The following is an 11761-nucleotide window of genomic DNA, read 5'->3' as shown; positions in this document are numbered from 1 at the left end:
GATGGTTCGGTTGCTGTATTAAAACTAGTAGTCGGGCTATCACGATTCACTTACAGGACACATATTTGGTCGATCCTTCTATAAGGAAATGTAGAAGATCCCCAGTATAAACTTTCTTGACCCAATCTATTTTGGGCGGAAAATTTATGCTGGGGTTTTATTATTTTATGGGGGAGAGGATGTTTGTGGAAAAATCAACAAAAAATCGTTGGCTGATTGCTGTATCAGCTGTAGGAATCCATATTTCCATTGGTTCCGTTTATGCTTGGAGCAACTTTACCAACCCTTTAAAAAACATGTTCGGTTGGTCTGACTCTGAAGTTGCTTTAACGTTTAGTATTGCTATTTTATTTTTAGGTCTTTCTGCAGCATTTTTAGGTCATTTTGTTGAAAAACATGGTCCAAGAAAATCAGGTTTGCTTGCAGCAGCCTTCTTTGGCGTTGGAATTGCAGGTTCTGGATTGGCGGTTTTAGCAGAATCAAAGCTGCTTCTTTATTTCTTTTATGGTGTATTAGGTGGAATCGGACTTGGCGTCGGTTATATCGCACCGGTTTCCACGCTCGTAAAATGGTTCCCTGACCGCCGTGGACTTGCTACAGGACTTGCCATCATGGGATTTGGATTTGCTTCCGCTATCTCAAGTCCTGTTATGAACTATTTAATTACCAATTATGGGGTATCTAATACATTTTTCACGTTAGGTATTGCATACTTTACCATTATGACTCTATCGTCTATATATCTAGAAAGGCCGCCAGAAGGCTGGATGCCGGCAGGCTTTAAAGAAAAAGTGGCTTCCGGTAAAGCAAAACCAACTATGGATCTATCACAATTAACTTCAAACGAGGCAGTCAAAACACGTCGCTTCTGGTATCTATGGATGATGCTTTTTATCAATGTAACGTGTGGTATTGCGATCCTAGCAGTTGCGAAGCCTCTTGCCATGGAATCTATCGGAATCGATTTAGTTCAAGCATCTGCACTTGTTGGGGCGATTGGGGTATTTAACGGTTTAGGTCGTATCGGTTGGGCATCTATTTCTGACTATATTGGTCGTCCGAATACATATACAACGTTCTTTGTTCTTCAAATCGGATTGTTCATGCTACTACCGCACACGACGAATGCAATCCTTTTCCAAGTGATGCTTGCAATTATATATACGTGCTACGGAGGAGGATTTGCATCTATTCCAGCCTACATTGGTGATTTATTCGGAACAAAACAGCTTGGTGCTATTCACGGTTATATTTTAACTGCATGGGCAGCTGCTGGGCTTGCTGGTCCAATGTTTGTTGCTTATATTAAAGATACAACTGGCTCTTACGCAGGAAGCTTAACGATCTTTGCTGCATTGTTTGTGATCGCATTGCTTGTTTCTTTGTTAATACGAATCGACATCGCTAAGCTTATGAAACAAAAAGAAGCGGAGAAAGCAGTTTCTTAAAAGGCTTCATGCAAGCGTTTTTTGTTTAATCTTTCCTCTTTTTTGTTACAATGTTCATAAAAACGTAATTTTTAAAAATGGGGGAAGAATTTACGATGAGCCGCAAAGAACACGCTTTTAATGATGTCGTGAGAAGAATTCGCAAAGAAATGTTTGGGAAGGGTCCTGAACGTATCAGAACTGTTTTCATCGAGAATATGGCGATTAGTACTATGCATGGGAATTTGACTGCAACAGAAAAATTTATCGCACAAAGCCCAGGCGGCGAAGATTTGATTCATAAAGCACGAACAAAGATGATTCAAGAGGAATACAGAAAAAAAGTGCCAGATGGACTAGAAGAAATAGTTGGCTCAAAATTTATCCGTTTATTTTCCGATATCGATATAAAAGATGATGTCGCTGTATCCGTTTTTTATTTCGAAGACAAAATTGAAGGATAAGGCTGTCTCAAAACGAAAAGGGTCTACCCTCCAGCACGAATATATTAAAAGTGGGGCCAGACCCTTATGAGACAGCCTCTTTGTCTCATTAAGTCTCTTAAACTCATTTTTTTTAACATTCTCGTGATTATAAAAATATATAAAGCCGCTTTACTCAATTGATCGATATGTAACAAGTTTATAAAAGAGGGGAACAACATGAAACGAATTCAAATTTCACGAACAGTAACCCGTTTTGAAAATGGTAAAGTCAAAAAAATAGAGGACTGTATCGTAACAGAACAGCCGGTAACAATTAAATTGAACAATGAAGAGTTTGCAACAATGGTTTGTACACCTGAATATGTTGAAGACATGGTCATTGGTTTTTTAGCATCTGAAGGCGTCATTCGTAATTATGATGATATTGAAGACTTGTGGGTGCAAGAAAGAGAAGGGTTTGTCCACGTCAAAACACGCTTTACTAACGAGTTTTACCAGAAATTTCATTCCAAGCGTTATATAACGTCTTGTTGTGGAAAAAGCAGACAAGGATTTGTTTTTTTTAATGATGCCAGAGTTGCTAAATACATGGAAGATATTAACATTCGATTAACTTATGAAGACTGTTTTCGCTTGATGAACGCGATGCAAAATCGTGCAGTAGTTTTCCAAAAAACCGGCGGCGTTCACAATGCTGCTTTATGCGATCAAAATGATATTGTACTCTCGAGATTAGACATCGGAAGGCACAATGCATTGGATAAAATTTACGGACATTGCCTGCGCAACAATATTTCATTAAAGGATAAGGTGATCGTTTTTAGCGGACGTATTTCATCAGAAATTTTATCGAAAGTAGCAAAAATTGGATGTGAAATCGTTCTCTCAAAATCCGCACCTACTGAATTAGCTCTTGAGCTTGCAGAAGAACTCGGAATTACTACGGTTGGATTTATCCGGAACAATTCCCTAAATGTATATACACATCCAGAACGAATCATTGAAGCTATCGAAGATTAATTGTATAATAATAATTAGTATAAAAAACAAATGATGGTTGAACTACAATCATTTATATAACCTGTAGTTTAGCTATCGATAAACTGTATGCATGGCTGATCTTTCTATATCGTGATGTAGAGAGGTTATCCAGCATAAAATAGGCTTAGTCTATTTTATGCTGGATTTTTCTTTATTAAGGGGAAAAGGAGGAATAAAAATGGGGCAAACCAAACATACAGGCCCTATCAAACTGCCAAAAGGGATTCAACCTAAATTTTGGGTAAGCCCAATTCCTTTCGGTTTAGGTAAAGTCAAACCAAAACATATTCGTGATACGATGAAAGTCGTATGGGAAAATAAAGATAATTTAAGCTACGCAAAAAATATCATTACAAAAGGTGTATGTGATGGATGTGCGCTAGGTGTTTCTGGTCTTTACGATCAAACGCTAACCGGACCACACCTTTGTACAACGCGCTTAAATGTCCTTCGCTTGAACACAATGCCAGCGATCAAGGAAGTAATTTTACATTCGGATATCGATGAACTGCGGAAGCTTTCTAGCACAGAGCTTCGTAAACTTGGCCGCATTCCATATCCATTAATTAGAAGAGCAGGAGAGCGGAAATTTTCACGTATTTCCTGGGATGAAGCAATGGATATCATTGCAGGCAAAATGAAAAAACTTGATCCGAAGCAATATGCGTTTTATCTCACATCAAGAGGAATTACGAACGAGACCTATTACGTGGCAGCGAAGGTTGCGCGTTTTTTAGGCACTAACCATTTGGATAACGCATCGCGAATTTGCCACTCGCCATCCAAGACTGCATTGAACCGCTCTCTTGGTGTCGGTGCTTCTACTTGCAACTATAAGGATTGGATTGGAACAGATGTTCTACTGTTCTGGGGAAGTGTGGCTTCAAACAGCTCGCCAGTTTCCACGAAATATATGCTTGCTGCAAAGAAGAAAGGTACAAAAATTATTGTCATTAACCCTTATCGCGAACCGGCAATGGATAAATATTGGATTCCTTCGGTTCCAGAGTCTGCACTATTTGGAACGAAAATTGCCGATGACTTTTATCAAATCAATATCGGCGGTGACATTGCGTTTATGCATGGTATTATGAAGCATTGGTTTGAGATGGAGGAAAAAGAGTACGGCTCAGCCATTAACCATGAATTCGTGCAAGCACATGTAAACGGATATGAAGAATTAAAAGCAAAAGTTCAAGAGCAATCATGGGATGCAATCGTTCAATCATCCGGAGTAGCAAAAGAGCGTATAATCGAGCTTAGTGAACTGCTCGCTAAAAGCAAAAATGCTGTTTTTGCTTGGGCGCTTGGATTAACGATGCACTCGTTTGCAACAGACAATATTTCTCAAGTAGCAAATTTAGCATTACTACGCGGTTTCATAGGACGCAAAAACAATGGCTTAATGCCTTTCCGCGGACACTCAAGCGTACAAGGTACAGGAGAAATGGGTGCGGACCCATTCGTTCTTCCAGGAGGCGGTTGGGATAAGAAGAACGTGGAACGCATCGAAAAGCTTTGGGGCTTTGAACTGCCAAAATGGCAAGGCGACATTGTGGGCGTTTCTCTTGAAAACGCAATGCTTCCTGATGATCATGAGCGCAAATTGAAGCTTTATTATCTTTCTGGCGGAAATTTTCTAGAAACGATGCCGAATCCAAAATTCGTTGAAAAAGCGTTGGCGAACTTAGACATTCGAGTACATCAAGATATCATTTTGAATACGTCTACACTTGTGGATGCAAAAGAAGCCGTTATTGTATTGCCGGCAAAAACTCGCTATGAACAAGAAGGAGGCGGAACTAGTACATCTACTGAACGTATGGTGTACTTCAGCCCAGAAATTGAAGGAAACAAAAATCGCATCAAAGAAGCGCGGGCAGAGTGGAAGATTTATATCGATCTTGCAAAAAGGGTAAAGCCTGATACAGCACACCTTGTTGATTTTAAAGATGCTCAAGCTATTCGTGAGGAAATTGCCAAAGCAAACCCAAATTATGATGGCATCCAATATTTAAAAAAACAAGGAGACGTATTTCAATGGGGTGGCGCATGGCTATGCGAGGACGGTATTTGTCCAACACCAGATGGTAGAGGTAATTTAATTCCAGTTGACATCCCTAGCTTGGATAAGCCTGACGGAACCTTTTACATTACAACAAGACGAGGCAAGCAATTTAATTCTATGGTTTTCAAAGAAGTTGATCCTTTTAATGATGCTGAACGTTATGATGTTTTGATTAATCCAGAAGATGCAAAGCGCTTAAACATACTGGATGGAGAAGGCATTGTCGTATACAACGAGCATGGAACTTTTCAAGGCAAAGCTCGTTATGCTGAAATCACAAAAGGAAACATTGGACTCCATTTCCCAGAAGGAAACGTGTTGATACCACAAGGAATTTATGATGGGCCTTCTGGAATTCCTCAATATAGTGTGGCGGCAAAAGTAGAAAAAGCAGAACGCTATTTAGCTGAAAAAGATACGAAGTATCTCGAAAAACGCATTGATGACTTAGAGGATACACCTGCATAATGCAATGAAGCCCGAGCAATCGGGCTTTTCTGAAATCAAGGCTAGAGGTTCTGCTGTTCACGATAGGCTGTTTTCGTAAACTTTAGCTTTTCGACGCACGATACAAGCGTGACATAGCAAGCGTATCGCTTGCCTGACAGTCGAAAAGCTATAGTATAGTAAAGCAATCTTTTAGAAAAGAGCCTAACGATAAAAATGAACATCTTTCTCCTAAAATGTCCACATACGTCCACTTTGGGCTAACGTGATCGTTCCATCAAATATAGCTTTTGCTTCTTCCACTAATTGATTAAGGTCCCCAAAGTGCGGTAAATGAGTAAGACAAAGCTCTTCTACCCCTGCCTCTTTGGCAATGAATGCGGCCTCATGGCTATTCATATGACCAGCAGCTTTTCCATCTTGATCTGCATAAAAATTGCATTCACAAATAAGCAGATCGGCCCCTTTTGCAAAAGATATAAATTCTTCTTTAAAACTAGTGTCAGACGTATAAACAATTGTATGTTCACCATCTGTTATTCTCATCGCATAGCACTCAACAGGATGATCTGTTTTTAAGAACGAAATCGTAAATGGACCGATGGTTAAAGACTTATTTGGGTCATATGCTTTTCCGATCGAAACATCCTTAAAAGTTAACGTTTGGAATTGTGGATCATTTCTATGTGCATAAATAGGAAGAACCTCTTTTGAATGATTTAACATTCCTCCAATTAACCGTGCATATTGTAGTGGACCAATATCAGCGACATGATCATAATGATAATGAGATAAAATGACCGCATTTAATTGCTCTATTTGAATGTAATTTTGCAGCTGTGATAGTACAGCACTCCCACAGTCCACTAATAAACGAAAGTTATTCTTTTCAAGTAAATAACCGGAAGTAGCTTCATTTTTTCTCGGATAACCTCCCCAAAAACCTACAACTGTTAACTTCATCATTCAATACCTCTCCTTATAACTCTTTCTTTCAATATACCCTTTTTGATAAAAAAATGCACGAATCATCATTTTTGTTACAAAACAGTATTGACATATCCCAAACTGTTATAATACAATATGAACAACAACAACACGGAGGGGATACGAAATGTTAGAAAAGGTGACTGAATTTTTTAGAAATTTACCAGCTAAAAAATGTATAGAATGTGGAAAAGAAATGGAAGAACAACATGAATGTTATGGAAATGTTTGTAATGAATGTTTACATGTAAAATAAAAAACGTTAGAATGATATTTTTCTTGTTTTGAAGGCAATCTTTAATAGGTTGCTTTTTTTTTTTTGATTCATTTTTTATTTTCATGAAGACTTTCATAGATTACGAAATATAAATGATGTTAGAATACATAAAATTTGACATTAAGGATATAATTAATTTACATTTAAATGGTAACAATCATTCAAAACTATTGTTCATCCATCTTTCTTAGTTTTCCGCAAAAGTTTCTGTATTTCTAAATTCTTTATTGAACAAATATCACAAAAAATTTATAGAAAGAAGGAACATTATGGGAATAGACCAAGAGGCGGTACAGCCAAGAGAAACATTTAACAAAGTACCACTTATGATTGTTTTAATTTCAGGAGCTTTTGTCGCTATTTTAAATCAGACGTTATTAGGTACAGCATTGCCTCATATCATGCAAGATTTACACCTCGATGCGAATACTGCACAGTGGTTGCAATCTATTTTCATGCTTGTGAATGGGATTATGATCCCGATCACAGCTTTTTTAATTGAAAGATTTACGACAAGGGGACTATTTCTTACAGCAATGAGTTTATTTGCCTTTGGCACAGCGGTTTGTGCTGCTGCTTCAAATTTTGGCATATTGATGGCTGGAAGAGTTGCTCAAGCTGCTGGGGCTGGTATTATCATGCCGCTAATGCAAACGATTCTATTTCTTATTTTTCCTGTTGAAAAACGCGGTTCAGCAATGGGGATGTTTGGTTTAGTGATTGCTTTTGCTCCAGCTATTGGTCCAACTTTATCCGGTTGGCTTGTGGAACATTTTCCATGGAGAAGCTTATTTTATGTGATTTTGCCGATCGTTATGATCGACTTAATCGTTTCTTATTTTATACTCAAAAATGTTACGAAACAAACGTTTCCACAAATTGATATTTTATCTATCCTCTTTTCTACTTTGGGGTTTGGCGGTTTGTTATATGGATTTAGTACAGCTGGAAATAGTGGTTGGACGAGCGATTCCGTTATAATCTCCTTGATAATCGGGGCCATTTTCCTCGTTTGGTTTATAAGGAGACAGTTAAAATTAGATCATCCAATACTCGAATTTAAAGTCTTTAAAGATAAATTGTTCACCTTAACAACTGCTATTGGCATGATTGTATTTATCGCGATGATCGGTTCAGCCATCATTTTACCGTTGTTCATGCAAAATATGCTCGGCTTTTCTGCATTTGAATCAGGATTAGCTCTTTTGCCAGGTGCCCTTTTAATGGGATTTATGAATCCCATTACCGGAAGATTGTTTGACAAATATGGCGCCAAATGGCTCGCAGTTGGTGGATTAACGATATTAACTGCGACAACATTTATGTTTACGAATTTATCAAATGCAACAACGTTTACTTTTATAACAGTAGTGAATACAGTAAGGATGTTAGGAATTGCAATGGTCATGATGCCTGCAACAACAGCAGGACTAAACCAGCTGCCTGACCATTTAATTCCACACGGCACAGCGATGAACAATACAATGCGCCAAGTAGCTGGTGCGATAGGAACGGCCTTGCTTGTAACGGTTATGTCTAGCCATGCCCTTCCCGAAAAAGGAATCAATGGAATCATCCATGGTGTGAATGTGTCGTTTTTTGTTGCTGGCACTTCTACTCTCATTGCACTTATCATGTCCCTATTTATTAAAAACGCTCAAGATGAAGGCGTAAAGATGATCAACGAAAAAAGAATTGGATAAAAAGTTCAAATCTCTAAAAAGTCCAGAACGGTTTTTAATTTAACCGTTCTGGACTTTTTAAGCAAGTTGAATTGCGAATAATGAGTGAAAGAGGAAGCTGATATACTTCTTTCGTTTTATAATTTTTATATTTTATTTGATTCATCATGACATTCATCGCTTTATGCGCCATTTCTTTTACCGGCTGATGAACGGTCGTAATCATAGGATCAAGCAATTCTGTTATCGCTTGGTTATCATACCCGACAACTGCTAATTGTGTTGGAACATCAATTCCTAGCTTTTTAGCTTCGGAAATGACTCCTGCAGCCACTTCATCAGAACCCGTAAATATTGCCGTCGGTCGATTGTCCAAAGCCGCTAATTTCTGCAAAACTTTTTTTCCATCTTCAAATGTAAATACATTTTGAAAAACAAGTTTTGGATCTATTTGCAGGCCATGTTCAGAATGTGCTTTTCGAAATCCCTTTTCTCTTGCTTTCGTGACATTGCTTTTTATGTTTCCACAGCAATAGGCGATCCGCATATGTCCTTGATCAATTAAATGAGTCGTCGCCACATATCCCCCGTACTCTTGGTCAATATGTACCATGGGAATGTTTGCTTTTTGATCATATTCATTACAAAGCACAATCGGACCATAGTCAAGGAATGGCTCAATTTGTTTCCAATCGTTTAATAAAGTCGTTAAAATGACGCCATCTACTTGTTTTGTTTTCAATAAGTTTAAGTAATCAAGCTCTTTTTTAGCGGAGTATAGCGTTTGGCAAACAATGAGCTGGTAATGATATTCTGAAGCGGCTATTTCTAGCGATTCGACCAACTGGCCGAAAAACGGGTTCATCACCCGAGGAATAATGACGGCAATCATTTCTGTTTTTTGATTTCGTAAACTTCTAGCAGAGGAATTAGGTACATAACCTAATTGTTTCATAGCTTCTATTACTAATTGCTTCTTTGCTTCCGAAACGTACGGATGGTTGTTAATGACCCTGGAAACAGTTGTTCGAGATAACCCTGCTAGCTTTGCGACATCTTCAATTGTAGCCATTTGGCATCCTCCTACACTTTCGAAACCGCTTTCGATAAAATGATTATAAAGGAATCAAAATATTATTTTCAATAAATATAGCCTATTTCATAAAAAATCTAAAAATTTTCCATTTAAATAATGATTACGTTGACAATCCTTTAAATAAGTAAAGTTCAAATAATTCGGCAATTTCTTCTTTATCGAGCGGTTTATGACGCTTCTCCCAATCAAAGATAAGTGCAATGTAAAGCTTCAGCATAACAAATGCGGTTATTTCCGGATTACAAGGCTGTATTTCACCTTTTGACATTGCGGATGTAATTTTTTCTTTAATATATTGTATAATCATCTGTTCTACTTTGTTCACAACTTCTTGAACAGCTGGAGTCCCAAGCTCTTGGCTTTCTTGAAAAATCTTAATCATTAGCTGATGTTTTTTTCGGTACTCCAACATCCTATACAGTGCCCAGTGAACATTTTCAAAAAATGGTCTTTTTGGATCAATAACACGATTTGCTTCTTCCTTCATTTTAGAAAGGAGAGAGAGCGTTATTTCATCAAATAATTCTTCCTTGCTTTTGAAAAAGGTATAAATTGTTCCTTTCCCTACATTCGCCATTTTGGCTACTTGATCCATCGTTGTCGCCTTAAAACCAAACTGGGAAAACGATTTTGTCGCAGCTTCAAGGATGGCTTGTCTACGGTTAAAATTCAATATTCAACACCCCTAATGTGACTAAATAACCATTTCAGTCAAATAGTTCAAAAATTACTTTATCAAGTTACTTATTGATTGTCAAATGGTTTTCATTATGAAAAGCACGTACATGTAAGCTTGTTTCTGGAATGTTTTCTCCCACTTTCAAACCGTAAATAAAATGAGCACTGATATTAACAGTGCCCGCTAGTGTAAACGAAGAAACTGCAGTACATCCCGAACCGCCTGTTTTCCTTGGTCGATGCAATCAGGAATACCTAATCCTTCAAAAGAAGATCCGGTTAAATAAACACCAGGATAAGTTGTTGCCATCTTATCCCTTATTTCTTTGATTTTTTCATTATGACCGACCAAATATTGAGGCATCGAATTCATGAGGCGAGAAACTACAGAAAATTCAGGTTTCCCTTCTATACGCATGATGCGGTTTAAATCATCAAGGACCGTTTTTACGATAATCTCATCAGATTGCTCAACAATCGCTTCATCTCCAGCTTTCCCAACATACGCTCTTAACAATGCCTTTCCTTTTGGTGCCGTATGGGGCCATTTTTTATGCGTCCACGTACAAGCGGTAATCGTAAACCCACTATTTCTTGCAATGACAAATCCTGTACCTTTTGTCGATGACTTGATCACATCCTCTGGGAATGCCATTGCAACCGTAGCGACTGATGTAGCTGGCATGTTTTTTAAGTAAGTGAAACTAGCTCCTTGCTCCTTAAACATGGAAGGGATTGCCTGATGACCCGTTGAAATAATAAGGCTATCTGCCTCTAGCACCGAGCCGTCGCTTAAATGGAGCCTATATCCTTTTTCAAGTCGTTCAATTTCCGTTACTTTTATTCCTTTTTTTACATGGACTTCGTCAAACCTATTTTCCACAGCTTTCACAATGGATTGTAATCCTGTTTTAACCGTTTGAAAAATACCTTTTTTCTTATTCGGCTGTTTTTGATTCTTTCTTGGCATCGATTTTTTCAAGCCGAAAATTAAGCTTCTATGCTTTTGTTCCATTTCATAAAAATGCGGGAAGGTTGACATCAAACTTAATTGGTCAATATCTCCAGCATAAATGCCAGATAAAAGAGGTTCAATTAAATGTTCAACGACCTCGTCTCCAAATCTTCTGCGAAAAAATTGACCTAAAGATTGGTCACCTTTCACCTCTTTTGCCGGCAAAACAAAATCTCCAGCAGCCCGTAATTTACCTGATAGAGAGAATAAACTAGATGTAAGAAATGGAAGTATGTTTGTCGGAATTCCCATAACGGCACCCTCTGGGATCGGGTGAAGCCTATCTCTTGCAAAAATATAAGATTGACCTACGCTATTATTGACAAGTTCGCTTTCTAAGCCTACATCCTTTACTAATTGCTGTGCACTTTTTTTCCGTTCTAAAAATGAATCAGGACCACGTTCGATTGTAAAACCGTTCCGTTGAACGGTTTCAATTTTGCCACCTAGACGAGGCTTTGCTTCAATTAAATATATGTCAACAGGCAGCTCTTTTTCTTTTACTTTTTTTTGCAAGTAAAAGGCTGCAGAGATACCAGTGATTCCCCCGCCAATAATTACGACTTTTTTCTTTTGTTCCATGCAAACCGCCTTCTT

The 11761-nt window shown here is 38.0% G+C and carries 10 protein-coding genes; 6 read left to right on the top strand and 4 right to left on the bottom strand.

The window, feature by feature from the left end; translation table 11 throughout:
- Positions 1 to 185: 185 nt before the first annotated feature.
- From J2S06_RS07105 to J2S06_RS07090, 4 genes are all read left to right on the top strand, one after another.
- Positions 186 to 1448, top strand: a complete 1263-nt coding sequence (locus J2S06_RS07105; RefSeq protein ID WP_419151821.1) for an L-lactate MFS transporter — start codon at positions 186 to 188, stop codon at positions 1446 to 1448.
- A gap of 95 nt (positions 1449 to 1543) precedes the next feature.
- On the top strand, positions 1544 to 1891 hold the full coding sequence (locus J2S06_RS07100; RefSeq protein WP_419151820.1) for a Na-translocating system protein MpsC family protein: 348 nt from the start codon (positions 1544 to 1546) through the stop codon (positions 1889 to 1891).
- A gap of 198 nt (positions 1892 to 2089) precedes the next feature.
- Positions 2090 to 2893, top strand: coding sequence for a formate dehydrogenase accessory sulfurtransferase FdhD (fdhD, locus tag J2S06_RS07095; protein ID WP_419151819.1), 804 nt, complete (start codon positions 2090 to 2092; stop codon positions 2891 to 2893).
- 199 nt (positions 2894 to 3092) lie between these two features.
- Positions 3093 to 5450, top strand: a complete 2358-nt coding sequence (locus J2S06_RS07090; RefSeq protein WP_419151818.1) for an FdhF/YdeP family oxidoreductase — start codon at positions 3093 to 3095, stop codon at positions 5448 to 5450.
- Between the two features lie 210 nt (positions 5451 to 5660).
- Here J2S06_RS07090 and J2S06_RS07085 read toward each other — a convergent pair whose 3' ends face one another.
- The gene (locus J2S06_RS07085; protein ID WP_419151929.1) at positions 5661 to 6392 is read right to left on the bottom strand and encodes an MBL fold metallo-hydrolase; all 732 of its coding nucleotides are present in this window, start codon (positions 6390 to 6392) and stop codon (positions 5661 to 5663) included.
- A gap of 151 nt (positions 6393 to 6543) precedes the next feature.
- On the opposite strand from J2S06_RS07085, the gene yhfH reads away from it, so the two are divergent.
- Positions 6544 to 6672, top strand: a complete 129-nt coding sequence (gene yhfH, locus J2S06_RS07080; protein WP_083979130.1) for a protein YhfH — start codon at positions 6544 to 6546, stop codon at positions 6670 to 6672.
- Between the two features lie 290 nt (positions 6673 to 6962).
- Complete coding sequence (locus tag J2S06_RS07075; protein ID WP_419151817.1) at positions 6963 to 8396, top strand: MDR family MFS transporter; 1434 nt, start codon at positions 6963 to 6965, stop codon at positions 8394 to 8396.
- A 34-nt stretch (positions 8397 to 8430) separates the two neighbouring features.
- Here J2S06_RS07075 and J2S06_RS07070 read toward each other — a convergent pair whose 3' ends face one another.
- The 3 genes from J2S06_RS07070 to hemY form a co-directional block, all read right to left on the bottom strand.
- A complete protein-coding gene (locus tag J2S06_RS07070) occupies positions 8431 to 9447 on the bottom strand; it encodes a LacI family DNA-binding transcriptional regulator (protein WP_419151816.1) in 1017 nt (338 codons plus the stop codon).
- A 124-nt stretch (positions 9448 to 9571) separates the two neighbouring features.
- A complete protein-coding gene (locus tag J2S06_RS07065; protein WP_419151815.1) occupies positions 9572 to 10144 on the bottom strand; it encodes a TetR/AcrR family transcriptional regulator in 573 nt (190 codons plus the stop codon).
- Positions 10145 to 10333: 189 nt separating this feature from the next.
- Positions 10334 to 11746 (bottom strand): protoporphyrinogen oxidase, encoded by a 1413-nt coding sequence (gene hemY / locus J2S06_RS07060; protein WP_419151814.1) that lies wholly within the window; start codon positions 11744 to 11746, stop codon positions 10334 to 10336.
- Between the last annotated feature and the right edge of the window lie 15 nt (positions 11747 to 11761).

This window comes from Bacillus alveayuensis (assembly GCA_030812955.1).
GTDB classification, from domain to species: Bacteria; Bacillota; Bacilli; order Bacillales; family Aeribacillaceae; genus Bacillus_CB; species Bacillus_CB alveayuensis.
This window is presented reverse-complemented; position numbering and strand designations above follow the sequence as displayed.

Bases quoted from the DNA above. Each gene is read 5' to 3' on its own strand.
- J2S06_RS07085 (WP_419151929.1), bottom strand. From the start codon at position 6,392: ATGAAGTTAACAGTTGTAGGTTTTTGGGGAGGTTATCCGAGAAAAAAT.
- J2S06_RS07090 (WP_419151818.1), top strand. From the start codon at position 3,093: ATGGGGCAAACCAAACATACAGGCCCTATCAAACTGCCAAAAGGGATT.
- J2S06_RS07075 (WP_419151817.1), top strand. From the start codon at position 6,963: ATGGGAATAGACCAAGAGGCGGTACAGCCAAGAGAAACATTTAACAAA.
- fdhD (WP_419151819.1), top strand. From the start codon at position 2,090: ATGAAACGAATTCAAATTTCACGAACAGTAACCCGTTTTGAAAATGGT.
- yhfH (WP_083979130.1), top strand. From the start codon at position 6,544: ATGTTAGAAAAGGTGACTGAATTTTTTAGAAATTTACCAGCTAAAAAA.
- J2S06_RS07100 (WP_419151820.1), top strand. From the start codon at position 1,544: ATGAGCCGCAAAGAACACGCTTTTAATGATGTCGTGAGAAGAATTCGC.
- hemY (WP_419151814.1), bottom strand. From the start codon at position 11,746: ATGGAACAAAAGAAAAAAGTCGTAATTATTGGCGGGGGAATCACTGGT.
- J2S06_RS07070 (WP_419151816.1), bottom strand. From the start codon at position 9,447: ATGGCTACAATTGAAGATGTCGCAAAGCTAGCAGGGTTATCTCGAACA.